This is a genomic window from Novosphingobium sp. CF614 (assembly GCF_900113255.1).
Taxonomy (GTDB): domain Bacteria; phylum Pseudomonadota; class Alphaproteobacteria; order Sphingomonadales; family Sphingomonadaceae; genus Novosphingobium.
The window spans coordinates 322,517-347,616 of record NZ_FOOR01000002.1 but is presented as its reverse complement, the minus strand read 5'-3'; the positions used below and the strand labels follow the sequence as shown (position 1 = coordinate 347,616).

General features: G+C 67.7%; 20 protein-coding genes. 17 read left to right on the top strand and 3 right to left on the bottom strand.

Annotated features, from left to right (window positions below; genetic code table 11):
* Window positions 1-119 precede the first annotated feature (119 nt).
* The 10 genes from BM052_RS04455 (at window position 120) to cobA (ending at window position 14,661) form a co-directional block, all read left to right on the top strand.
* The gene (locus BM052_RS04455; protein WP_091143679.1) at window positions 120-698 is read left to right on the top strand and encodes an ANTAR domain-containing response regulator; all 579 of its coding nucleotides are present in this window, start codon (window positions 120-122) and stop codon (window positions 696-698) included.
* Window positions 699-729: 31 nt separating this feature from the next.
* Window positions 730-1,938 (top strand): CmpA/NrtA family ABC transporter substrate-binding protein, encoded by a 1,209-nt coding sequence (locus tag BM052_RS04450; protein ID WP_091143678.1) that lies wholly within the window; start codon window positions 730-732, stop codon window positions 1,936-1,938.
* Window positions 1,939-2,156: 218 nt separating this feature from the next.
* Complete coding sequence (locus BM052_RS04445) at window positions 2,157-3,566, top strand: CmpA/NrtA family ABC transporter substrate-binding protein (protein WP_255405952.1); 1,410 nt, start codon at window positions 2,157-2,159, stop codon at window positions 3,564-3,566.
* Window positions 3,567-3,578: 12 nt separating this feature from the next.
* Window positions 3,579-4,583 (top strand): ABC transporter permease, encoded by a 1,005-nt coding sequence (locus BM052_RS04440; RefSeq protein WP_091143675.1) that lies wholly within the window; start codon window positions 3,579-3,581, stop codon window positions 4,581-4,583.
* A gap of 90 nt (window positions 4,584-4,673) precedes the next feature.
* Entirely contained in the window at window positions 4,674-6,386 is a 1,713-nt protein-coding gene (locus BM052_RS04435) for an ABC transporter ATP-binding protein (RefSeq protein ID WP_091143672.1), read from the top strand.
* 269 nt (window positions 6,387-6,655) lie between these two features.
* Entirely contained in the window at window positions 6,656-7,921 is a 1,266-nt protein-coding gene (locus BM052_RS04430; protein WP_091143671.1) for an alginate export family protein, read from the top strand.
* Between the two features lie 497 nt (window positions 7,922-8,418).
* On the top strand, window positions 8,419-10,926 hold the full coding sequence (gene nirB / locus BM052_RS04425; protein ID WP_091143668.1) for a nitrite reductase large subunit NirB: 2,508 nt from the start codon (window positions 8,419-8,421) through the stop codon (window positions 10,924-10,926).
* On the top strand, window positions 10,926-11,294 hold the full coding sequence (gene nirD, locus BM052_RS04420; protein WP_091143665.1) for a nitrite reductase small subunit NirD: 369 nt from the start codon (window positions 10,926-10,928) through the stop codon (window positions 11,292-11,294). The genes nirB and nirD overlap by 1 nt, the downstream gene beginning before the upstream one ends.
* A gap of 5 nt (window positions 11,295-11,299) precedes the next feature.
* Entirely contained in the window at window positions 11,300-13,888 is a 2,589-nt protein-coding gene (locus BM052_RS04415) for a nitrate reductase (protein WP_091143663.1), read from the top strand.
* Window positions 13,885-14,661: a uroporphyrinogen-III C-methyltransferase gene (gene cobA / locus BM052_RS04410; RefSeq protein WP_091143661.1), complete on the top strand. Its 777-nt coding sequence runs from the start codon at window positions 13,885-13,887 to the stop codon at window positions 14,659-14,661. The genes BM052_RS04415 and cobA overlap by 4 nt, the downstream gene beginning before the upstream one ends.
* Before the next feature lie 89 nt (window positions 14,662-14,750).
* On the opposite strand, the gene BM052_RS04405 is transcribed toward cobA, so the two are convergent.
* Both BM052_RS04405 and BM052_RS04400 read right to left on the bottom strand, forming a co-directional pair.
* On the bottom strand, window positions 14,751-15,488 hold the full coding sequence (locus BM052_RS04405; protein ID WP_091143658.1) for a zf-HC2 domain-containing protein: 738 nt from the start codon (window positions 15,486-15,488) through the stop codon (window positions 14,751-14,753).
* On the bottom strand, window positions 15,485-15,982 hold the full coding sequence (locus tag BM052_RS04400) for an RNA polymerase sigma factor (protein ID WP_091143657.1): 498 nt from the start codon (window positions 15,980-15,982) through the stop codon (window positions 15,485-15,487). Before BM052_RS04400 ends, BM052_RS04405 begins: the two co-directional genes overlap by 4 nt.
* A gap of 83 nt (window positions 15,983-16,065) precedes the next feature.
* Here BM052_RS04400 and BM052_RS04395 point away from each other — a divergent pair, with 83 nt between their 5' ends.
* Window positions 16,066-17,343: a S8 family serine peptidase gene (locus BM052_RS04395; RefSeq protein ID WP_091143654.1), complete on the top strand. Its 1,278-nt coding sequence runs from the start codon at window positions 16,066-16,068 to the stop codon at window positions 17,341-17,343.
* A gap of 122 nt (window positions 17,344-17,465) precedes the next feature.
* Window positions 17,466-18,296 (top strand): hypothetical protein, encoded by an 831-nt coding sequence (locus tag BM052_RS04390; protein WP_091143651.1) that lies wholly within the window; start codon window positions 17,466-17,468, stop codon window positions 18,294-18,296.
* Between the two features lie 76 nt (window positions 18,297-18,372).
* Here the strand turns inward: BM052_RS04390 and fumC are convergent, their stop codons facing one another.
* Complete coding sequence (gene fumC / locus BM052_RS04385; protein WP_091143648.1) at window positions 18,373-19,764, bottom strand: class II fumarate hydratase; 1,392 nt, start codon at window positions 19,762-19,764, stop codon at window positions 18,373-18,375.
* Between the two features lie 137 nt (window positions 19,765-19,901).
* Here fumC and BM052_RS04380 point away from each other — a divergent pair, with 137 nt between their 5' ends.
* From BM052_RS04380 to BM052_RS04360, 5 genes are all read left to right on the top strand, one after another.
* Window positions 19,902-21,008 (top strand): S-(hydroxymethyl)glutathione dehydrogenase/class III alcohol dehydrogenase, encoded by a 1,107-nt coding sequence (locus BM052_RS04380; RefSeq protein ID WP_091143646.1) that lies wholly within the window; start codon window positions 19,902-19,904, stop codon window positions 21,006-21,008.
* Between the two features lie 28 nt (window positions 21,009-21,036).
* Entirely contained in the window at window positions 21,037-21,426 is a 390-nt protein-coding gene (locus BM052_RS04375; RefSeq protein ID WP_091143643.1) for a VOC family protein, read from the top strand.
* Window positions 21,427-21,434: 8 nt separating this feature from the next.
* Entirely contained in the window at window positions 21,435-22,280 is an 846-nt protein-coding gene (fghA, locus tag BM052_RS04370; protein ID WP_091143640.1) for an S-formylglutathione hydrolase, read from the top strand.
* A 260-nt stretch (window positions 22,281-22,540) separates the two neighbouring features.
* Window positions 22,541-23,698, top strand: a complete 1,158-nt coding sequence (locus BM052_RS04365; RefSeq protein WP_091143639.1) for a bile acid:sodium symporter family protein — start codon at window positions 22,541-22,543, stop codon at window positions 23,696-23,698.
* Window positions 23,695-25,086 (top strand): AtzE family amidohydrolase, encoded by a 1,392-nt coding sequence (locus BM052_RS04360; protein ID WP_091143636.1) that lies wholly within the window; start codon window positions 23,695-23,697, stop codon window positions 25,084-25,086. The genes BM052_RS04365 and BM052_RS04360 overlap by 4 nt, the downstream gene beginning before the upstream one ends.
* Window positions 25,087-25,100 lie beyond the last annotated feature (14 nt).

Genomic DNA, 25,100 nt, shown 5'->3' with positions numbered 1-25,100 from the left:
TTTATCGCAATTGCGCCCGTTTCGGATCAGATGCGCCAGGTTCGTCCGTTCGATTGGGAATGGGTCCAGATGCCGCGCCCTCTTGCCAACCGGGGGTGCTGCACTGCACAAGCCGCGGCATGCGCATTGCCATCATCGACGAAAGCGCCGCACGCGCCTCCATCATCCGGGAGGGGCTTGCCATGATCGATGACTGCGAGCTGTTCGTCGTGACAGAACGCCGCGGGCTGCTGGCGCGCATCGGCGAGATTGATCCGGATATCGTGTTGATGGATCTGGGAAATCCGTCGCGAGACGTGCTGGAGGAATATTTCATCGTCAGCCGCGCGCTGCAGCGCCCGATCGCCATGTTCGTTGACGAATCGGACGACGAATCGATCGTCGCCTCGGTGGAGGCAGGCGTTTCGTCCTATGTGGTGGACGGGCTTTCGCCGGGACGCATCCGGCCGATCCTCGACCTGGCGGTAACCCGGTTCAATGCCTTCTCGCGCCTGCAACAGGACCTGGCGGAGGCCAAGGGCAAGCTGGCCGAGCGCGAGACGATCGACCGGGCCAAGCGTATCCTGATGGACAGTCGGGGCCTGCCCGAGCCCAAGGCCTACGCGGAACTGCGCAAGGCGGCGATGAACCAGGGCAAGCGTATCGCCGACATCGCCGAAGCCATCGTCACGGCACATAACCTGATGGGGAATGCCTGATGGGTTCGGGCCATCTTGGGGGATCTTCGACGTGAGTACCGAACTGACAATCGGCTTCCTGCCCCTGGTCGACGCCTGCCTGCCGATCCTGGCGCACGAGCATGGTTTCGCCGAGGAAGCGGGTGTCTCGCTGCGGCTGGTGAAGGACATGAGCTGGGCCACGGTGCTCGATCGCCTGCTCTACGGCCACAGCGACGCCGCCCACCTGGTCGCTCCGCTGGCGATCGCCGCCACGCTGGGCCGGGGCCGGCCGGCCCAGCCGCTGTCGGTGCCTTTCGTGCTGGGGCTCAACGGCAATGCGATCACGCTGCGGCCCGAACTGGCGCGGCAAGTCCGGCCCGGAGGCGGGATGGGCATGCCGGCGGCGGTCGGCGCGGCGCTCAAGATCATCGCCGAGGAGCGGCGGCGAGAGGGCCGGCCGCTGACGTTCGGTGTGGTCCATCGCTATTCGAGCCACAACTACATGCTGCGGTATTGGCTGGTGGCCTGCGGCATTCGTCCCGATCACGATGTAGAGATCACCACGGTGCCGCCGCCGTTCTGCGCCGATGCCCTCAAGCAGGGCGAAGTGGACGGCATTTGCGTCGGCGAGCCCTGGAACAGCGTGGCGGTGGAACAGGGCGCGGGCGAAATCGTGCTCTCGACCGCGCAGATCTGGCGGCGCGGGGTGGAAAAGGTCCTGGCCCTGCGCGAAAGCGTGCTGGAAGAAAAGCGCGAGGGGGTACTGCGGCTGATCCGGGCGCTGTGCCGGGCCGGCGCCCATTTCGTGGATCCCGCCAACTGGGAGCTCAATGCCGAAATTCTCGCGCGGGCGGAGTATCTTGACGGCTCCGCCGACCTGATCCGCCGGGCCATCTCGGACCAGCTGCTGATCGCGCGCGACGGGCCGCTCGTCCACTATCCCGATTTCATGTTCCAGTACCGCGAGGCCGCGAACTTTCCATGGGTGAGCCAGGCGGAGTGGCTCTATACCCAGATGGTGCGTTGGGATGGTATTCCCTATGACGCCGAAGATGCCCGCAAGGCCGCCCGGGTGTTCCGCCCGGATGTGTACCGCAGTGCACTCTTGGGCACGGGGGAACCTCTGCCCGGTGCCAGTTCGAAGGTCGAAGGCAGCCTTGCCTCGCGCACCGTGGTCGGCACCCAGCAGGGTTCTATCATGCTGGAAAATAATGTTTTCTTTGATGGAATGGTGTTCGATCCGCACGACATCGAAGGGTATATCGCACGCATGGCCTGAAGGCTTTCGACTGCTGCGCTGCAAAAAGAGCTTTACGCCGACGGGGCGAATCGCTTAAACACGCGTTGACGCAGAGCGGTTGTCCCCCAAGGACGGGGGCGAAACAGAACCGGTCTGCGGCTTTCAGCAATCAGTGGCAACGTGGCCGCCCGATGTAGTCCCGATGGGACTTGCGTCGAGGCGGTTTTTGCGTTTGCCGCCAGCGTGGGGTGGTTTCAATGAGCATGGATCGGGGGTTCGGTTTCACGCGTAGGGCAGCGGTGGTGGCGCTGCTGGCGAGCGTTGCTCTGGCTGGCTGCGGCAGCAAGGGTTCTGAGGAGAAGGCGCCGGTGGCCGCCGGGGCGGTCGAGAAGGCCAATCTCAAGCTCGGTTTCATCAAGCTGACCGATATCGCCCCACTGGTGGTGGCCAAGGAGAAGGGCTTCTTTGCCGATGAAGGCCTGAACGTCACGCTGGAGCCGCAGGCGAACTGGAAAGTGCTGCTGAACGGTGTCGTCAGCGGCGATCTTGACGGCGCCCACATGCTCGCCGGCCAGGTCCTGGCCGCGGGCGCCGGGATCGGCGGCAAGGCGAAGCTCATCACACCTTTCAGCCTGGATCTGAACGGCAAGGGCGTCACGATATCGAACCAGGTCTATGACATGATCGCGCCGAGCCTGCCGAAGGGGCCCGACGGCAAGGTGATTCACCCGGTCTCGGCCGCGGTGCTCAAGCCGGTCGTCGCCAAGTTCAAGGCGGACGGCAAGCCCTTCAAGATGGGCATGGTGTTCCCGGTCTCCACGCACAATTACGTCCTGCGCTACTGGCTCGCGGCCGGCGGGCTCAACCCGGGGTATTACCTGCCGGGCGATACGGCCGGCCTCACCGGCGCCGACGTCCAGCTTTCCGTCACGCCGCCGCCGCAGATGCCGGCGACGATGGAAGCCGGCACGATCAACGGCTATTCGGTGGGAGAACCTTGGAACCAGGCTGCCGTCGCCAAGAAGATCGGCGTGCCGATCATCGTCGATCCGGACATTGCCGGCACCACCGGCGACAAGGTTTTCGGCCTGACCGAGGAGTTCACGAAAAAGAACCCCAAGACCGTCAAGGCGCTGGTCCGGGCCCTGATCCGCGCGTCGATGTGGCTTGATGCCGACGGCGGCAAGAATCGGCCCGAGGCGGTGAAGATGCTGGCCAACTCCAAATACGTCGGCGCGGATGAGAAGGTGCTGCTGGCCTCGATGACGGGCAAGTTCACTTTCGGCGGCGGCGATACCCGCCCCGCTCCCGAGTTCAACCTGTTCTTCGACCAGCAGGCGAGCTATCCGTTCTACTCCGATGGGATCTGGTTCCTGACCCAGATGCGCCGCTGGGGCCAGATCGCCGAATCGAAGCCCGACCAGTGGTATCTCGATACCGCCAAGGCCGTCTATCGTCCCGATATCTACGAGGCCGCCGCCGCGTCGCTGGTCTCGGACGGCAAGGCCGATGCAGCCGCCTTCCCGAAGACCGATGGTTTCCGCGTCTATGCCCGCAAGGCGATCGACGGCGTGCCCTTCGATGCGCACAAGCCCGCTGCCTACGCGGCGAGCTTTGCCATCGGTCTCAAGGATGGCCAGAAGGTTACGCCCGCCGGCGTCAAGTAAGGAACTGCTGTCATGACCGCCGCACCACTGAGAAAAGACGAATTCACGATGACTCAGGAAGTCGATCCGCCCGTCGCTGCGGCGGTCACCAAAGAAGACGGGGCGCCCAAGCCCTCCGGCCGGCGCCCCGGCCTTGCCGCCAGGCTGCCTTCGGGGGGCGCGCTGTTCGAAGCGGCCTGGCCCCCGGTGGCCGGCGTCGGCGCCTTCCTCGCGCTATGGGCCTTGCTGGCTCCGATGGTCCAGACGTCGCTCGGCACCCTGCCGGGACCGGGCGATGTCTGGAACGCCTTCGTCGGCTTGATGGGTGAATACTCCGCCGCCCGCGCGGAGGCGGCCGCGGCCGTGGCGGCGGGTTCTATCTACACCGGTCCGCCGACTTTCATCGATCAGATCTTCACCTCGCTCGAAACGGTTGCGATGGGCTTTGTGCTGGCTTCGCTGGCGGCGGTGCCGCTGGGCCTCGTCGCCGGCATGTCGAAGCGCTTCAACGCGGCGATCAACCCGCTGGTGCAGGTCATGCGGCCGATCAGCCCGCTTGCATGGCTGCCGATCGTGACCATGGTGATCTCCGCGTCGATGACCAGCGACGATCCGACGCTGCCCAAGAGCTTCGTGATCTCCGCGATTGTGGTGATGATGTGTTCGATGTGGCCGACGCTTATCAATACGGCGGTGGGCACGGCCTCGATCGACAAAGACCTCATCAACGTCGGCCGCGTGCTGCGTCTGGGCTGGTTCGCGCGGTTGACCAAGCTCGTCCTGCCTTCCAGCCTGCCTTATATCTTCACTGGCATGCGGCTTTCGCTGGGCGTGGGCTGGATGGTGCTGATCGCCGCGGAAATGCTGGCGCAGAATCCCGGCCTGGGCAAGTTCGTGTGGGACGAGTTCCAGAACGGCAACGAGCAGTCGCTGGCCCGCATCATGGTCGCCGTCGTGGTGATCGGCCTGATCGGCGTGGCGCTCGACCGGATCATGATGATGCTCCAGGCCTTCGTCAGCCGCAACCGCACCGTCTGAAGCCGGCACCGGACGGGGCCCGACCCCACACCAACGCCATACCAACGCCACACGAAACCGGTCCAGACCAAGAGAACAGGAACAGCAGCCATGGCCACGATCCTCTCGCTCCGGGGCATCAGCAAGTCCTACGTTTCGAAGAACAAGGGCGGCCAGACCGGCGGCGTCACCCGGGTTCTCGATCGCATCGACCTCGATGTCGAGGAGGGCGAGTTCATCGCCATCCTCGGCTTCTCGGGGGCGGGCAAGACCACGCTGATCTCGGCCGTCGCCGGCCTGATCGAGCCCGATGAGGGCGAAATCCTGCTGCGGGGCAAGCAGATCGACGGTCCCGGCAAGGATCGCGGCTTGGTGTTCCAGTCCTACTCGCTGCTGCCGTGGCTGACGGTTGAAAAGAACGTCGCGCTTGCCGTCGACGCGGTTCACAAGGACCGTTCGCGGGAAGAGCGGGCCGCGCTGGTGAAGCAGAAGGTCGAACTGGTCGGCCTGGGCCATGCGATGGACCGCAAGCCGGCGCAGCTTTCGGGCGGCATGCGCCAGCGCGTGGCGGTGGCGCGGGCACTGGCGATGGAGCCGGAGATCCTGCTGCTCGACGAGCCGCTTTCCGCGCTCGACGCACTGACCCGAGCCAAGCTTCAGGACGAGATCGAGCGTATCCGCAAGGAAGAGAAGCGCACCATCATCCTCGTCACCAACGACGTGGACGAAGCGCTGCTGCTGGCCGACCGGGTCGCGATCCTGACACCGGCCCCTTCCGCCACCATCGGCCAGATTTTCGAAGTCGACGTGCCGCGCCCGCGCGACCGCGAGGCGGTGAACGACGACGTGCACTTCCAGTCGCTGCGCAAGGCGATCGTCGCCTACCTCGGCAAGCTCAACGAACAGGGCTCGAGCGTGGGCGAGAGCAGCGTCGAGCTGCCCCAGGTCGCCCCGCTCGATCTCTTCGCCGGCAGGAAGGAGGCGGAACTGCCGCGGGCCTACCTCGAGGCCGGACGCAGCGCGGTCGAGCGCCGCTACCTGGAGTTCTACAAGCTCCACAAGGTCTACCCCACGCCCAAGGGGCCGCTCACCGTCGTCGAGGATTTCAACCTGCTGATGGACAAGGGCGAGTTCATCTCGCTGATCGGCCACTCCGGCTGCGGCAAGTCCACCGTGCTGACGATGGCGGCGGGCCTCAACGCGATCAGTTCGGGCGGCATCGTGCTCGACAACCACGAGATCGACGTGGCCGGGCCGGACAAGGCGGTGGTGTTCCAGGCGCCCAGCCTGATGCCCTGGCTTACCGCGCGCCAGAACGTGGCGCTGGGCGTGGAGCGGGTCTATCCGCACGCCGGCAAGGCCGAGCGGCGCGACATCATCGACTATTACCTCGACCGCGTCGGCCTGGGCGATGCCAAGGACAAGATGGCGGCCGAGATGTCGAACGGCATGCGCCAGCGCGTCGGCATCGCCCGCGCCTTCGCGCTCAGCCCGCGCCTGCTGCTGCTCGACGAGCCTTTCGGCATGCTCGACAGCCTCACCCGCTGGGATCTGCAGGACGTGCTGGTGGAGACCTGGAACCGCACCAAGGTCACCGCGATCATGGTCACGCACGATGTTGACGAGGCGATCCTGCTGGCCGACCGGGTGGTGATGATGACCAATGGCCCCAACGCCACCATCGGCAAGATCCTGAAGGTGGACCTGCCGCGCCCGCGCGATCGCAAGGCGCTGCTCGATCATCCGCAGTTCTATCACTACCGGCAGGAAGTGCTGCATTTCCTGGCCGAATACGATCATGGGCCGGCCGCCAAGGCGGCCTGAGGCATGGGCCGGCCGCGAAGGAGGCCTGAGGCACGGGCCGGCTGAGAAGGAAGCGATTGTCGCCGGACGCGGCGGCAGCAAGAAGCATCGAGGACAAGCAAGCGCGCGCTCGTGAGGGGCGGCGGCGGACAAGGAGGTTCGCTGTCCGACGCGCAAGGGAAGGGCCGGGAGTGAGCCCGGGAGGGGAGTGAAGCGGCGGGCAACGGCGTCTGCCTTCGATCCAGTTTGGAAAGGGCGCCAGGGGTGGCGCCCTTCGGAGGGCTACGCTTATGAAGAATGCACTTTCGCTTGCCGCACTTGCCGCCGCCACCGTTTCCCTCGGCGCATCGCTCGCCATTGCCGCGCCGGCCGCCGCCAAGACCGGCGATCCGGTCAAGGTCAGCGACGATCTCACCATCGATCCGATCGTCGAGGGCCGCCTGCGCTACGAGCATGTCGACCAGGACGGCCTCAAGCTCGATGCCGACGCGGTGACCATGCGCCTGCGCGCGGGCGCCGAGTTCAAGCTGCACAACCTCTCGCTGCTGGTCGAAGGTGAAGGCACCCTGGCGATCGATGACAGCTACAATGCCTTTCCGTTCGCCGTTCCCGGATCGGGCCAGTCGCACCCTGGGGTCCATTCGGTCATTCCCGATCCCGAGAATATCGATCTGAACCGCATCCAGCTTTCCTACAAGGTAAAGGGCAACGGCGTCACCATCGGCCGCCAGCGGATCAACCTCGACGATCAGCGCTGGGTCGGCTCGGTCGCCTGGCGGCAGAACGAGCAGACTTTCGATGCCGTTCGCGGCGAGGCCAAGTTCGGCCCGGTCGCGCTCGACGCGACATATTCGTGGAGCCAGCGCACCATCTTCGGCGAGGACGCGGGACCGCGCCAGGCCTATGACGGCAACTTCTATTTCGTCGGCGCCGGCACCGCGCTCGGCCCGGTCAACCTGAAGGGCTTCGCTTACTATCTGAACTACGACGATCCGCTGCAGATCGCCAATTCGAGCAAGACCATCGGCCTGCGCGCCACCACCACCTTGCCGCTTTCGAAAGCGCTGAAGCTAGACCTGGCCGGCTCCTACGCGAAGCAGGACGATTGGAAGAACCCGGTCAAGAACTACTCGGCCGACTACGCGGCCGGTGAAGCCGGCCTGTCCTACAAGGCCCTGCGCGTGGCGGGCGGCTACGAAGTGCTGGGTTCGGACAACGGCTTCTCGCTTCAGACCCCGCTGGCGACGCTCCACAAGTTCAACGGCTGGGCCGACGTGTTCCTGACCACGCCCGCCACCGGCCTCCAGGACGCCTACGGATCGGTCGCCTACAAGTTCGGAGACCTCGGCGCGGTGAAGGGCGTCAATGCCCAGGTGATCTATCACCAGTTCGACAGCGACGTGGGCGGCATCGAGTTTGGCACCGAGTGGGACGCCCAGATCGGCTTCAAGGTCGATCAGTTCTCGATCCTTGCCAAGTACGCCAATTACAATGCGGTGACACCGGCCGCCGGGGACGTGGAGAAGTTCTGGCTGCAACTCGAATTCGCCTACTGACCGGCGTGATCCGCCGCCGGAAAGGGCTCGGCGGGCATTCCGACGGGGCGGTTCGGCGCCGCCCCGGATTGCCTGGGTGGCCGCAATGACGAATACCCGATTTGATCGACCGCGCATCATCTCCCCTGTCCACCCTGAAGGGAAGGGGAGATGCTGCGTTCATTTGGTCTGACGCATATGCGAAAGCCCCGGCTTGCGCATCGATGTCCGCAATTGCCGCCTGCGCGGACGGCGAAAGGTGAAGTTTTCCCTGCCGGGGCGTGTCAAATCCCTTTTCACTGCTGCACTGCAAAAAACCATCTTGCCCGCGCCATGCCGAATCGGTTAAAGGGTACTCAGCGAGAGAGCGCTGTCCGCCGATGGACGATTTGAGCGCCTCGCCTTCAGACTGACAGACGCGTGGCAACGAAGCCGCCCGTGCTTTTCCCGACAGGGACAAAGCTCGAGGCGGTTTTTTTTGTGCGCGTCGCGAACGGAGACGTGACGTGAATGCACCGATGAACTTCGAGAAGGGCACGCCTGCCGGCCAGGACAGGGAAAGGCTCGTGGTGATCGGCAACGGCATGGCGGGCTGCCGTGCCGTGGAGGAGATCCTGGCCCGCGATCCGGAGCGTTTCGCCGTCACCATCTTCGGCGCCGAGCCGCGCGTGAACTATAACCGCATCATGCTCTCGCCGGTGCTCGCGGGTGAGAAGACCTTCGAAGAGATCGTCATCAACGGCCAGGAATGGTACGACGAGAACGGCATCACCCTGGTCTCCGGCGACAAAGTGGAAAGCATCGATCGCGAGCACAAGCGCGTGATCGCCGCTTCGGGCCGGGTCGAACCTTACGACCGCCTGCTGATCGCCACCGGTTCAGACCCTTTCATCATCCCCGTGCCCGGCAAGGACCTGGGCGGCGTCGTCACTTTCCGCGACCTCGACGACGTGGACAAGATGCTCGAGGCGGCGGGGAAGGGCGGCCCGAACGGTGAGCAGGGCCGGGCCGTGGTCATCGGCGGCGGCCTGCTCGGCCTTGAAGCCGCGCATGGCCTGTCCCTGCGCGGGATGAAGGTCACCGTCATCCACCTCATGCCCACGCTGATGGAACGCCAGCTCGACGAGGCGGCCGGCTGGCTGCTCAAGACCGAGCTGGAACGTCGCGGCCAGACCGTCCTGACCGGAGCCAACACCAAGGAGATCGTGGGCCGGGACGGGATGGTCGCCGGCGTCCGCCTGGAGGACGGCACCGAGCTGCCCGCCGATATCGTCGTCATGGCGGTCGGCATCCGTCCCGCCACGGTGCTGGCCCGCGAGGCCGGCGTCGAAGTCGAGCGCGGCATCATGGTGGATGACCACATGGTCACTTCCGATCCCGCGATCCTGGCGGTCGGCGAATGCGTGCAGCACCGGGGCATGTGCTACGGCCTGGTCGCGCCGCTGTGGGACATGTGCCGCGCGCTGGCGGACTTCGTCACCGAGGCGCCCAGCGGCTACCAGGGCTCGGTCACGTCGACCAAGCTCAAGGTTTCGGGGATCGACGTGTTCTCCGCCGGCGATTTCTCCGGCGGGGAAGGCTGCGAGGACATCGTCATGCGCGATGCCTCGCGCGGGGTCTACAAACGCGTGATCGTGAAGGAGAGCAAGGTCATCGGCGCCGTGCTTTACGGCGATACCGCCGACGGCTCCTGGTATTTCGACCTGATGAAGAAGGGCGAGGATGTCTCCGATATCCGCGAGGCGCTGATCTTCGGCCAGGCTTTCGCGTCCGGGGGTGCGCTCGCGGACCCTAACGCCGCCGTTGCCGCCCTCTCGGATGATGCCGAGATCTGCGGCTGCAACGGCGTTTCCAAGGCCACCGTGGTCAAGACCATCCTCGCCGGCGCCTGCTCGCTCGACGCGGTGCGCGGCAGTTGCAAGGCCTCGGCCTCCTGCGGTTCGTGCACCGGCCTTGTCGAAAGCCTGCTGGCGGTGACGCTGGGGGGCGACGTCCAGTCCGGCCCCCGGACCATGTGCAAGTGCACCAGCTTCACGCACGACGACGTGCGTCGCCTGATCGTGGAGAAGCGGCTGAAGGTCATTCCCGAGGTCATGCAGGAACTGCACTGGACCACGCCCGACGGCTGCGCCTCGTGCCGGCCGGCGCTCAACTACTACCTGCTCTGCGCCTGGCCGGGCGAGTACGAGGACGACCAGAAGAGCCGGTTCGTCAACGAGCGCATGCACGCCAATATCCAGAAGGACGGCACGTATTCGGTGGTTCCGCGCATGTGGGGCGGCCTGACCAACCCGCGCGAGCTGCGCGCCATCGCCGATGTGGTGGAGAAGTTCAACGCACCGATGGTCAAGGTGACGGGCGGGCAGCGGCTCGACATCTTCGGCATCAAGAAGGAGGACCTGCCCGCGGTCTGGGCCGATCTCAATGCCGCCGGCATGGTCTCGGGCCACGCCTACGGCAAGTCGCTGCGCACGGTGAAGACTTGCGTCGGTTCCGAATGGTGCCGTTTCGGCACCCAGGATTCGACCGGGCTCGGGGTCAAGATAGAGCGGATGACCTGGGGCAGCTGGATGCCGCACAAGTTCAAGATCGCGGTCAGCGGCTGCCCCCGCAATTGCGCCGAAGCGACGATCAAGGACTTCGGCGTGGTCTGCGTCGATTCCGGCTACGAGCTTCATGTCGGCGGCAACGGCGGCATCAAGGTGCGCGCTACCGACCTGCTCGGCAAGGTCGCCACCGAGGAAGAGGCGCTGGAGGTCTGCGCCGCCTTCATCCAGCTCTACCGCGAGGAAGCGCATTACCTTGAGCGCACCGCGCCGTGGATCGAGCGCGTCGGGCTGCAATACGTCAAGGACAGGCTGGCCGAGGAGGGCGCGGTGCAGCGCTATGCCGCGCGCTTCCGCTATTCGCAGCAGTTCATGCAGGACGATCCCTGGGCCCGGCGGGCCGCGGGAGAGCACGACAAGCTGCACCAGCATCTGGCCGAATTCCGGCCCTTCCCCGGTTCACAGATGGAGAACGCGTGATGATCGGCAACTGGCTCGATATCGGCCCGGTCACCCAGATCGAACCGGGCACCGCCCGCACCTTGCCGGTCATTGGCGGCCCGGGCGCGGAAACGCGGGAAATCGCGGTGTTCCACACGATGCGGAACGAATTCTTCGCGCTTCTCAACAGGTGCCCGCACAAGCAGGGGCCGCTCAGCCAGGGCATCGTCCATGGCGATGTCGTCACGTGCCCGCTGCACAACTGGAACATCTCGCTGCGCTCCGGCAAGGCGCTGGGCGATGACGAGGGCTGCGTTCCCACCATTCCGCTGAAGGTCGATGCCGGCCGCATCTACCTGCTGCGCTCCGCCGTGATCGGCGAGGGTGCTCCGGCCGAGGCGGCCTGAGCGTCGTGGCGGCGATCCGCACGACTTGCGCTTATTGCGGCGTCGGCTGCGGCATCGTGGCCGAGGTTGGGGAGGGCTTCGGTGATGGCGATCGGGGGGTCGCCATCACCGGGGATCGCACGCATCCCGCGAACCACGGACGCCTCTGCTCCAAGGGCACGCACCTGGGCGAGACCGTCGCGCTCGAAGGCCGGCTGCTGGCCCCGATGATCGGTGATCGGGAAGCGGGCTGGGACGAGGCGCTCGATCTGGTGGCCGGCCGCATGCGCGAATGCATCGCCGAGCATGGGCCGGACAGCGTGGCCTTCTACGTCTCGGGCCAGCTTCTGACCGAGGACTACTACGCCGCCAACAAGCTGATGAAGGGCTTCGTCGGCAGCGGCAACATCGACACCAATTCGCGCCTGTGCATGGCGAGCGCGGTGGCCGCGCACGTCCGCGCCTTCGGTGAGGACGTGGTGCCCTGTTCCTATACGGACCTCGACGAGACGGACCTGGTGCTGCTGGTCGGCTCCAACACGGCGTGGTGCCATCCGGTCGTCTGGCAGCGGCTGGAGCAGACCCGCGAAAAGCGCGGGACCAAGCTGGTCGTCATCGATCCGCGCCGCACCGAAACCGCCGAGCAGGCGGATCTGCACGTGCCGGTCGCGCCCGATGGCGACATCGCGCTGTTCAACGCCCTGCTCGCCGAGATGCGGCGGCGCGGCGTGGTGGACGATCAGTACCTTGCCGCCCATGTCGAGGCGGACGAGGGGTTCTGGGAGAACCTGTCCTGCCCGCCCGGCGTGCCCGACACCGCCTTCGCGGCATTGTGCGACCTCGTCGCCGAACGCCCGCGCATGGTCACCCTGTTCAGCCAGGGCGCGAACCAGTCAGTCTGCGGCACCGACAAGGGCAACGCGATCATCAACTTCCACCTCGCGACGGGCCGGATCAACCGGATCGGCGCGGGGCCGTTCAGCATCACCGGTCAGCCCAATGCCATGGGCGGTCGCGAGGTGGGGGGACTGGCCAACATGCTCGCGTGCCACCTGGGCTTTTCCCGGGAAGAGCGCGCGGACGCGGCGGCTTTCTGGAATGCGCCGAACATCTGCTCCGGGCCCGGGCTCAAGGCGGTGGACATGTTCCGGGCGGTTCACGAGGGGCGGATCAAGTTCCTCTGGGTCATGGCCACCAACCCGGCGGTTTCGCTGCCCGACAGCGGCTTCGTGCGCGAGGCGCTCGCGCGCTGCCCGACCGTGGTGGTCTCCGACATCATCGCCGATACCGACACCGGCCGCTTCGCCCATGTCCGCCTGCCCGCGCACGGCTGGGGAGAGAAGGACGGCACCGTCACCAATTCGGAACGGCGCATCAGCCGCCAGCGCGCGCTGTTCGCCGCTCCCGGGCAGACTCGCGCCGACTGGAAGATCGTGGCGGACGTGGCCGCGCGCATGGGCTGGGCGGAAAGCTTCGCCTGGAACAATGCCGCCGATGTCTTCCGCGAATATGCACGGATGACCGAGCTGGCCAAGGCCCGGGGCAAAGTGCTCGATCTCACCGGCCACGCCGGGATCAGCGACCCGCAATACGCCGCCATGGAGCCGTTCCAGTGGGGCGGCGAGCTACCCATGTCCGCGCGCTTTCCGACGCCCTCGGGCAAGGCGCGGCTGGTTTCGACCACGCCGCCGGCCCCGGAAACGAGCGCGGAGTTCCCGCTGCGGCTCAACACTGCGCGCTACCGCGACCAATGGCACACGATGACCCGCACCGGCCTCTCGCCCACGCTGTCGCAGCACCGGTCCGAACCGCTGCTGGAAGTCCATCCCGCCGACGCGCTGGAACTGGGCCTGGTCGACGGCGGCCTGGGCCGGGTCGAGACCGCCGGCGGCGCATCGGTCTATCGCGTCCGCCTGTCCGACGGGCAGCGGCGCGGGGAGATCTGCGTGCCGATGCACTGGACCGACGCCATGGCCGGGGAAGGGCGCTCCAACCGCCTGCCCACGCAGGCGGTGGACCCCGTTTCCGGCCAGCCCGGTTTCAAGAACAGCGCCGCGCGTGTCGTCGCCCTGTCGCCCGAGTGGCGCGCCTTCGTAGTCCGCCGCGATGTGATCGCGCCCGAAGGCCTGCTCTACTGGACCCGCTCGCGCGTGAAGGCGGGCTGGCTCTATGAACTCGCCGGTGACGGGACGATCGACATCGATGCGTTGCTGCCCGACGGCGAACGGCTGGAAGTCGCCGACATCGTGCGCGGCATGCGCCGCATCGCGGTGCGCGGGGGGGATGGTACGCTGGGTGCGGCGGCCTATCTCACCCGCTCGGGCGAACTTCCCCCAAGGGGCTGGGCGGCGAGCCAGCTCGGCCTCGACCGGGCGAGCGCGGCGGAGCTGCTGGCCGGACGGCCGAGCACGCCGCTGCCCGATCGCGGCCCGATCGTCTGCGTCTGCCACGGCGTGGGCGAGATGGAGATCGCCGCCGCCGTCAACGACGGTGCCGCGACCGTTCCCGAAATCGGCGCATGCACCCGCGCGGGCACCAATTGCGGATCGTGCCGGCCGGCCATCGCCAAGTTGCTCGAAGTGTTTTCAACCCTGGACCGGGAAGCCGCCGAATGACCGATTTTCCTCCAGGGTCCGTATGGCTGGTCGGCGCCGGCCCGGGCGACGCGGAACTGCTCACCCGCAAGGCCGAGCGCCTGATCGGAGAGGCGAGCGTGGTCTTTCATGATGCACTGGTCGGGCCCGGCATCCTCGAAATGGCGGCGCCCTCGGCGCGTCTCGTCCACGTCGGCAAGCGTTCGGGCCGCCATTCGAAGGATCAGGCGACGATCGACCAGCTGATCGTCGATGCCGCGCTGGCCGGCGAGAAAGTCGTGCGCCTCAAGGGCGGCGATCCGGCGATCTTCGGCCGCGCCACCGAGGAACTCGACGCCTGCCGCGCCGCCGGCGTGCCGGTGCGCGTCTGCCCCGGCGTCACTGCCGCCAGCGCCGCCGCCGCCAGCCTCGGCGCCTCGCTCACGCTGCGCGGCCTAGCCCGCAAGCTGACATTCGTCACCGCCCATGCCCGCGCCGGGGAAGCGCTCGACCTCGACTGGTCGCGCCTCGCCGATCCGGAGGCGACACTGGCGGTCTACATGGGCAAGGCGGCGGCGGCCGAGGTTTCGGCCAGGCTGATCGCGGCGGGGCTCGCCGCCGATACCCCGGTCGCGCTGGTGGAAAGCGCCAGCCTGCCGACCGAGCGCCACTTCAACACCCGCCTTGACCTCCTGCCCCTGGCCGCGCGCACCGCGCTCGGCGACGGCCCCGCGCTGCTGCTGATCGGCGCCGCGATGGCGCGGCCCGAAGGCGTGAGCGCGGCGGTGTCGCAAATGGCGGAGCGGCAATCCTGAGCGGTTGGCTCCACCCTCGGTTGCGTCGGCGGCTTCGCCGTCTCGCGGGAGGCGAAGGGGAGGTGAGTCTCGCTGCAAGAGACTTGGTACTACTTCTTCCACCCCTTCGCCTTCGCCGCCTGCTCCTGGTCGGCATCGAGCGGCGCGCCTTGCGCCATGTCCTGGGCAGCGGTCATCAGGTCGCTTTCGGCTGAGCCGGCCTGGCGATATTCGCTCGCTTGCCGCCTGCCGTTGGCCATGGTGCGCTCCAACACCCAGCCCGCGTTGTCCTTGCAGGCGATGCCGGACGTCGCGGCCGCTTCGAACACCCGGCAATAGTCACCGTCGTGGCGCTGGAAGCTGGTCAGGATGCGCAGCGGCCCGCCTTCGTCCCCGGCCGATGCCAGCTGGGTGTCGAGCCCCTTGGCCAGCATGCCCGACGCCACCAGCGCTCCGTTCCGTTCGGCGATCGAACCGCCCGAATTCAGCTGCGTTCCCAGCATCAGCCCGAGCACCAGCGAGGCGGCGAGGGCAAGGCCGGAGCCCCAGTGCGGCAGGAACGGGCGCCGGACGACCTTCGCCTCCCGTTCGGCCCGCGCGGCGGCCATGCTGACGATCCTGGAATCGTCCTCGCGCGCCGCCGCGATCATCGCGGCCAGGGCGTCGGGCACCGGCTCTTCGGCCACCGGGTCCAGATGGCCTTGCAGGGCTTCGCGCAGTCGCCGTTCGGCCGCCAGCCGTTCGGCAAGCGCCGGATCGGCGGCCACCGCCGCTTCCACCCGCGCCGCTTCCGCACCCGAAAGCTCGCCGTCGGCATAGGCCATGAGTTCCTCGCGAGTCACGTTCATGCCGCTTCCCCCAATGCGCGCAGCAGCGCCTCGCGCCCGCGTCCGAGCCGCGAGGTCAGCGTTCCCTGCGGCACCCCGATGATTTCGGCGGCTTCCTTGTAGGCAAAGCCCTCCACCAGCACGAGCACCACCGCCTCGCGCTGTTCCTCCGGCAGGCGGGCGAGGGCGCGGCCGATATTGCCCAGCTCCACCAGGTTTTCGGCATCGCTGTCGCCGGTGGTGCCGACGTTCATGCCTTCGTCCTCGTGCACGAAAGTCTGCGAGCGCCGCGTCCTTGCCCGTACTTCATCGATCCACTGGTTGCGCATGATCCGGTATACCCAAGCATCGAGTCGCGTTCCTTCCTGCCATTGCTGGCGGGCCTTGAGCGCGCGCTCTATGGTTTGCTGGCACAAGTCGTCGGCATCGGCGGCATCATGCGTCAACCCGCGCGCGAACCGCCGCAGGCGCGGCAGCAGCGCAGTCAGTTCTTCGCAGAAGCGGTTCGTGCCCATCGACTTTTCTTGCCTGGGGATGAAACGGTTGGACAGCTTCGTTTCATCCCTGAGTGCTACGATTTTTGCTATCGGACAAGACTATGGGCAGATGGACGACCAAGGGACTGGCAATCGCGGCGGCGCTGCTGGCGCTTGCCGGCGGGCCGGCGAGCGCACAACTGGGCGGCGTTGTGCCTTCGGCGTCGCTGCCGGTCGATCCGCTGGGCACCGTCGGCAAGGTGCGCGACACCGTGCGCGATACGGTACGCGACGTGGCGGATGCCGCGCTGGAGCCGGTGGGCGAAGCGGCGCGCGATATCGGCAGGCTGGCGCGCGACCGGCTGCAGCGCCTTTCGCATTACGTGTCCGACAATGCCGAAAGCGTCGAATGGGACGACCGGCATCAGCCGGCGGTGCGCGGCGAGATCCTGCTGCTCGATCCCGATCCCGAGGCGCTGGGAGTGGCGCGGCGGAACGGCTACGCGATGATCGAGCAAGGCGCGCTCGATGGCCTTGACGTGCGCTACGCGCGCCTGCGAGCGCCGGAGGGCAAATCGCTGGCGCGTGCGATCAAGGCGCTGCGCAAGGCCTTGCCGGGCCGCGAGATCAGCGCCGACCAGCTCCATTTCCCCGCGGGCCGGCCCGCCGGCGGCGCCCGCGAAAGCGGCGGCGGCGCCGGCGGTTTGCCGCGCGGCGGCACCGTGGGCATTATCGACGGCGGCATCGCCGGCTCGGACCGGCTTGCCGCGCAGCAAGGCTTCGCCAAAGGGGCGCCCCGGGCCAGCGATCACGCCTCGGCCATCGCCTCGCTGCTGGCCGGGGCAGGCACGGCGCGGATCTATGGCGCGGACGTCTATGGTTCCGATCCGGCGGGCGGCAATGCACTGGCCATTGCCCGGGCGCTGGGCTGGATGCAGGGGCAGGGCGTAACGGTCGTTTCGGTCAGCCTGATCGGCCCGGCCAATCCGTTGCTCGCGCGCGCGGTCGCTTCCGCGCGGGCAAAGGGCATCGTCGTGGTGGCCGCCGTCGGCAATGACGGCGCCGCCGCCCCGCCGGCCTATCCCGCTTCCTATCCCGGCGTCATCGCGGTGACCGGGGTGGACGGCGCCGGGCGCGTGCTGATCGAGGCGGGCCGGGCAGCCCACCTCGACTATGCGGCGCCGGGCGCAGACATGTCCGCGCTGGTCCCCGGCAGGGGCCGCGTGGCCTTGCGCGGCACGTCCTATGCGGCGCCGCTCGCCGCCTCGCGCATCGCCGCGCGCCGCGCCGCGCTCTCCAGCGCAGCATCGGCGCTGAAGGCGGCGGATGCCGAAGCCGTCCAGGCCCAGCCCCGGACCGGGCGCGGGGTGCTGTGCAACATCTGCCGATCCGGCCTCTGAAGAAAAATTCAAAAAAAATCGCACCGTCGCGGATGAAAGCGAAAGGGCCATCCGTTGCTTCCTCCAGAGACCCCGGACCGAAAGCGGATCGGGGACGGATACAGAAGGAAGGAGCAGTACCCATGAACAAGCTCACTATCGGAACCGCGATCGCCACGCTCGCCCTCTTCGCCGTGCCCGGCGCGGCCAATGCCCAGCTGCTGGGCGGCGGCGGCCTGGGAGGCGCTTTGGGGGGCACGCTGGGCGGGACCCTGGGCGGCGGGATCGGCGGTGTCGGGGACGGCATTGGCGGCACGATCGACAGCACCGTCGGCGGCGCCGGCGATATCGGCGTTTCGCGCGCCGGGCGCAGCGTGACTTCCACGGTGGACGGCAGCGCCAGCGCCAAGGCACGCAAGAAAGTGACCACGCCCAACGTCGCCGCGCCCGATACCTCGGCTGCTGCGGCAGCGGCTACTGGCGCGGTATCGAATGTCCGTTCCAGCGCCAGCGGCCTGGTCGATGCGGCTGGGGGTGCCACCGGCACGCTGGGCTCGGGTGCGATGGCCGCCGGCAACGGCGCGGTTTCGGGCGCGGTTTCGGGCGCGGCTTCGGGTTCGGCCAATGGCTCGGGGGCCCATGGCTCCGCGTCGGGTTCGGGATCGGGCAGCCTGACCGGTGCCTCGACCTTGCCGATCAACCCCGCCGGCACCGCCTCGCAACTCGTGGGCGGCGCCAGCAATGCCGCGATGGGCAGCGCCGCGGCCGTGGGCGGCCAGGCTCGCGACGCGGCCAGTTCCGGCTCGAACGCCAGCGCGAGCGGTTCGGCCGGGGGCTCGGCGAAGGGCTCGGCCAAGGCCGGGTCCGGCAACGGGAGCGCCGCCGGCTCGACCGGTGCTTCGGCTTCCAGGAACGGTTCCGCCAGCCTGGGCGTGAACGCCAGCGCCACTGCCGGAGCCGGTAGCGACGACTGATACCAACCGATTGCGACTCTTCTCCCCTCCCCTGACGGGGAGGGGCTTGATGCGTTCCCTTCATCGCGGCCCGGGATCAGACCATGGTTTGCGGACGGACCAGCCGGTCGAAAGTCTCCGCGTCGACCAGACCCAGCGCCAGCGCCGCCTGGCGCAGGGTCTGTCCGTGCGCGTGGGCGTGCTTGGCGATCCGCGCGGCCTGGTCGTAGCCGATTTCGGGCGCGAGCGCGGTCACCAGCATCAGCGAGCGGTCCACCAGTTCGGCGATGCGCGCGCGGTTCGGCTCGATGCCCTCGACGCAGCGCTCGGCGAAGCTGGCCATGCCTACCGCGAGCAAATCGATCGAGCGGATCACCGCCGCGCCGATCAACGGCTTGAACACGTTGAGTTCGAACGCGCCTTGCAGGCCGCCCACGGTCACCGCCTGATGGTTGCCGATCACTTGCGCGGCCACCATGGTCAGCATCTCGCACTGGGTGGGATTGACCTTGCCGGGCATGATCGAGCTGCCCGGTTCGTTCGCCGGCAATTCCAGCTCGCCCAGCCCCGAGCGCGGGCCGGAGCCGAGCAGGCGGATGTCGTTGGCGATCTTGGTCAGCGAGACGGCGAGCGTCGCGAGCGTGGCCGAAAGCTGCACCAGGGCGTCGTTGGAAGCGAGCGCTTCGAACCTGTTGGGGGCGGCGATGAAGTCCCGGCCGGTCAGTCCGGACAGTTCCTTGGCCATGGCGTCCGCGAACCCTTCCGGTGCGTTGAGGCCGGTGCCGACCGCCGTGCCGCCCTGCGCCAGGCGCAGCACGAAGCGTTCGGCGTCGAGGATGCGCTCGCGGCCGTCGCGCAATTGCTGGACGTAGCCCGAGAATTCCTGTCCCAGCGTGATCGGGGTCGCGTCCTGCAGGTGCGTGCGGCCGATCTTGACCAGATCGCGCCACGCCCGGGCTTTGGCGTCGATCGCGCCGCACAGCCGGTCGAGCGCCGGGATCAGCCGCTCGTCCACGTCCAGCACCGCCGCCACGTGCAGCGCGGTGGGGAAGCTGTCGTTGGAGGACTGGCTCTGGTTGACGTGGTCGTTGGGATGAACCGGAGCCTTGCCGCCGCGCTGGCCGGTGAGGATCTCGTTGGCGCGCCCGGCGATCACCTCGTTGAGGTTCATGTTGGTCTGGGTGCCGCTGCCGGTCTGCCAGATCACCAATGGGAACTGGTCGTCGAGCATGCCGGCGGCGACTTCGCCGGCGGCGGTCTCGATCGCGTCGGCGATCCCTGCGTCGAGGCCCCATGCCGGCCCATGCGAACGGTTGACCCGTGCCGCCGCCTGCTTGACCAGCGCCAGCGCGCGGACGATCGCGATCGGCATGCGTTCGGCGGGGCCGAAGGGAAAGTTTTCGATACTGCGCTGCGTCTGTGCGCCCCAATAGGCCTGGGCGGGCACATCGATCTCGCCGATGCTGTCGGATTCGCGGCGGACGTCCATCGCTTGTTCCTCAGTGACACTGGTTTCGCCGATTCAATCGGCCCGGCCGTGAAATTATAGCACTTTTCCCGACAACGCCCATTAACGGCAATCCTGCAAGGCGCTAGAACCCCGCCGCAAAGACAGGAGACAATGCCATGAAGACCCGCGCCGCCGTTGCCTTCGAAGCCAAGAAGCCGCTCGAGATCGTCGAAGTCGACCTCGAAGGCCCGAAGGCGGGCGAGGTTCTGGTCGAGATCATGGCGACGGGCATCTGCCATACCGACGCCTACACGCTCGACGGCTTCGATTCGGAAGGCATCTTCCCCTCGATCCTGGGGCATGAGGGCGCGGGCGTGGTGCGCGAGGTCGGCGCGGGCGTGACCAGCGTGAAGCCCGGCGATCACGTCATCCCGCTCTACACGCCCGAATGCCGCCAGTGCAAATCGTGCCTCTCGGGCAAGACCAACTTGTGCACCGCGATCCGCGCCACCCAGGGGCAGGGCCTGATGCCGGACGGCACCAGCCGCTTCAGCTACAAAGGCCAGACGATCTTCCATTACATGGGGTGCTCGACTTTCTCGAACTTCACCGTGCTGCCGGAGATCGCCGTCGCCAAGATCCGCGAGGACGCTCCGTTCCAGGCGTCGTGCTATGTCGGTTGCGGCGTGACCACCGGCGTGGGCGCCGTGGTGAACACGGCGAAAGTGCGGCCCGGCGACAACGTGGTCGTCTTCGGCCTGGGCGGGATCGGGCTCAACGTGATCCAGGGCGCCAGGCTGGCGGGGGCGGACCGGATCGTCGGCGTCGACGTCAATCCCGGCAAGGCCGAATGGGGCTACAAGTTCGGCATGACCGATTTCGTGAACCCCCGGGAAGTCGGCGATGTCGTGCCCTATCTCGTCAACATGCTGGACGGCGGGGCGGACTATTCGTTCGATTGCACCGGCAATACCGAGGTGATGCGCCAGGCGCTGGAATGCTGCCATCGCGGCTGGGGCACCTCGATCGTGATCGGCGTGGCGGAAGCCGGCAAGGAAATCTCCACGCGGCCGTTCCAGCTCGTCACCGGCCGCAACTGGCGCGGCACCGCGTTCGGCGGCGCGAAGGGACGCACCGACGTGCCGAAGATCGTCGACTGGTACATGAACGGCAAGATCCAGATCGACCCGATGATTACCCACGTCCTCACGCTCGAAGACATCAACAAGGGTTTCGACCTGATGCACGCGGGCGAGAGCATCCGTTCGGTCGTGGTATTCTGAAGAACGGCTCAACCTTAGGAGAAGAACCATGCTTTCATGCGATTCGGTGCTGACGCATATCTGCCTTGGCGCCAATGATCTGGCGGCATCCACCGCGTTCTACGACGCGGTCCTCGCGCCGCTCGGCGTCAAGAACATGGGGCCCGCGGGTGAAAAGGCAGTGATTTACGGCAAGGACAAGCCGGCGCTGCTCGTCCTGCTTCCGGCCAACGGCGAGGCCGCGACTTTCGCGAATGGCGGCACCATCGGCTTCGCCGCCGCCGATCCGGCCGCGGTCGATGCCTTCCACGCCGCCGGCATCGCCAACGGCGGCACCGACGAGGGCCAGCCCGGTCCGCGCGACTATCTGCCCGGGGCCTATGCCGCCTATCTGCGCGATCCGGTAGGCAACAAGATCTGCGCCTACGTTTTCGTCTGAGCGATCGGATGGAACAGGTCAGCGCCAACCGCAGCCACGGCGGCATACAAGGCGTCTATACGCACCCAAGCGCCCAGACCGGGACGCCGATGACATTCTCGGTCTTCGTGCCGCCCCATCCGCCGGGCGTGAAGCTGCCGGTGCTGTGGTATCTTTCGGGGCTGACCTGCAGCCATGCCAATGTGACGGAAAAGGGCGAGTACCGGGCGGCCTGCGCCGAGGCGGGGATCATCTTCGTCGCGCCCGATACTTCCCCGCGCGGCGACGAGGTGCCCGACGACGAGGGCTATGACTTCGGCAAGGGGGCAGGCTTCTATGTCGATGCCACGCAGGAACCCTGGGCCAAGAACTTTCGCATGCGTTCCTACATCGAGCAGGAACTGCCCGCGCTGATCGGTGCCGAATTCCCCGCCGACATGGCGCGCCAGGGGATCACCGGCCATTCGATGGGCGGCCACGGCGCGCTGACCATCGCGCTGCGCGATCCGGCGCGGTTCCGTTCGGTCAGTGCCTTTGCGCCGATCGTCAGCCCCTTGAACTGCCCTTGGGGGGACAAGGCGCTGACCGGCTACATCGGCCCCGATCGCGCGGCCTGGCGCGAATACGATGCCTGCGCCCTGATCGCGGACGGCGCGCGCCTGCCCGACCTGCTCGTCGACCAGGGCGCCGCCGATGGGTTCCTGGAGGAGCAGCTCAAGACGCCGCTTCTGGTGGAGGCCTGCGAGAAGGCCGGCCTGCCCGCGACGATCCGCATGCGCGAAGGCTACGACCATTCCTACTACTTCATTTCCACCTTCATGGCCGAGCATGTCGCCTGGCATGCACAGCGTCTGACCGAGCGGTTGAAGGCCTGATACCAAGTCTCTTTGAGTGAGACTCATTTCCCCCTTGCTAGCCGCCGAAGTCGGCGCGGCAATCCAGGGGGCAGAGCGGTTCGTGCTGCCCTGGATTGCTTCACCCGCTTCGCGGGCTCGCAAAGACGAAGGAAAAGCGGGTGAGTTCTTATCGACGCAGGTCAGTATGACTCCGGCGCGGGGTGCTGCCTTTTTCGCAACGATCCGTGCGGATCATTGCGTTTGATCGACAGGGGGCATGCGGGCAGGTACGATGGCTTATGCGGCGCGCGTCGTTCATTCCGTCCATTGACCCCTTTCTGCTCTGCCTCATCACCGTGGTGACGGCGGCCTCGCTGCTGCCTGTCCGGGGGGCGGCGGCGGACGGGTTCGACGTGCTCGCCGACCTGGCGATCGCGCTGCTGTTCTTCCTCCACGGCGCCAAGCTCTCACGCGCGGCGATCCTCTCGGGGATCGGCAACTGGCGGCTGCACTTGCTGGTGCTCGGATCGACCTATCTGCTGTTTCCGGCCGCCGGGCTGGCGGCGGCGCGGCTGGCGCAGGGCTGGATCAATCCCCTGCTGCTTTCCGGCGTGCTGTTCCTGACGCTGCTGCCTTCGACCGTGCAGTCCTCGATCGCCTTCACCGCCATGGCGCGCGGCAATGTCGCGGCGGCGGTGTGCAGCGCCTCGCTTTCCAACTTGCTGGGCATCGTGCTGACGCCGCTGCTGGTGGGGGTGCTGATCCAGTCGGCGCGGGGCGGACTGGGTGGAGACTGGCAGGCGGTGCGCAGCATCGTCATGCAGCTGCTGGTGCCGTTCCTGGCCGGCCACTTCCTGCGCCCGCTGATCGGCACCTGGGTGGACCGGCACAAGGCGATCCTGATGCCGGTGGATCGCGGCTCGATCCTGCTGGTGGTCTATTCCGCGTTCAGCGCGGCGGTGGTCAACGGCATCTGGAAGGTGCTCAACTTTGCCGATCTGGCGGAGCTGCTGGTGCTTTCCGCCGTGATCCTGGCGGCGATCATGGCGGTCAACGCCCTGGCCGCGCGGCTTGCCGGCCTGCCCCGGGAAGATGCGGTGGTGCTGCTCTTCTGCGGCTCCAAGAAAAGCCTGGTTTCGGGCGTGCCGATGGCGGGGGCGCTGTTCGCGCCGGCGCAAGTGGGCATGGTGGTGCTGCCGCTGATGATCTTCCACCAGTTGCAACTGTTCGTCTGCGCCTGGCTCGCGGCCCGCTTCGCGCGCGCTGCCGAGGTTGCGCCTGGGGCCGAGGCTGGCGAGACGCCGGCCGCGTTGAAAGTCCCCCGCGGCGACGAGGAAATCGCGGCCGCGTCGACGCGGGCCGGGATTGCGATTCCCGAGGCGTGCGCGCCGGGCGTCGCCGCCAACCTGGCGCTGCTGGCCGATCATGCCGAGCGCCTGCGGGAAGGCCCACGATGAGAAGCGCGGTCGAGATCGCGGGCGCCGTCCGCGCCGGGCGCCTGAGCGCCGGGCAGGTGCTCGATGAATGCCTGGCCGCCCTGGCCGCGCGCGGAGGGGTGCTACGCGCGGTGACTCGCCTGCTGGAGGACCGCGCGCGCGAAGAGGCGAGGCGCGTCGACGCGATGGTCGCGGCCGGACGCGATCCCGGCCCGCTCGCCGGCGTGCCCTACGGCGTCAAGGACTTGTTCGACGTGGCCGGCCTGCCGACCACCGCCGGCTCCGCTCTCTACGCCGATGCTCCACCCGCGACCGGCGATGCCGAAGCCGTGGCGCGCCTGCGCGCGGCCGGCGCGGTGCTGGTCGCCACGCTCAACATGGATGAGTTCGCCTATGGCTTCGCAACGATCAACGCGGCCTATGGCACCACTCGCAATCCGCACGATCCCTCCCGCCTTGCTGGCGGCTCCTCGGGCGGCTCGGCGGCGGTTGTCGCCGCCGGGCTGCTCCCTTTCTCGCTCGGGTCCGATACCAACGGATCGGTGCGGGTCCCCGCCAGCCTCACCGGGACTTACGGCCTCAAGCCCACGCATGGAGACCTGCCGCTTGGCGGGGTGTTTCCCTTTGCCGAGAGCTTCGACGATACCGGGCCGTTCGCCGCCACGGCCGCCGACCTGCGGCTGGTCTGGGAAGTTCTCGCCGGCCGCAACCTCGCGCCGGACGATGCCCCCTTGCGTGTCGCCCGGCTGGGCGGTCGTTTCCGCGAGAATGCCGACCCCGATCAACTCGCGGCGATCGATGCGATCGCCCCCGGTGCGCCGCTGGTGGAACTGCCGGAGATCGCCCGCGCGCGCTCGGCCGCGTTCCTCATCACCGCGTTCGAGGGCGGCGCGCTGCACCGGGAGGCACTGGCGCGCGACGCCATGGCCTTCGATCCGCAGACGCGCGACCGCCTGATAGCCGGGGCGCTGCTGCCGCGCGAGCTTTACGCCGAAGCGCAGGCGTATCGCGCCGTGTACCGCGCGCGGATCGCCGCGCTCATCGCCGGTTTCGACGTGCTGCTGGCCCCGGCCACCCCTTGCACGGCGCCGCGCGTGGACGATCCGCGCATCGTGATCGACGGCGCCCTGGTGCCGGCGCGGGCGGACCTGGGCATTCATACCCAGCCGATCAGTTTTATCGGATTGCCGTCGCTGGCGGTTCCGCTCTACCGTCCGGGGCGCTTGCCGCTCGGGTTGCAGCTGATCGGCGGGCCGGGCGGGGAAGCGGCTCTCTTTCGCTTCGCTGCCGGGCTGGAGGCGCGGGGCGTGATCGGATCGACAATACCGCCGGGAACGGCCGCCGCCGGGGCAGGATCTCCGCGCGAGGCAGTCATTGCCGGCAAAGCATCGCCGCCCGGGGCGGCTTAGGGGGCAGCAGCGTG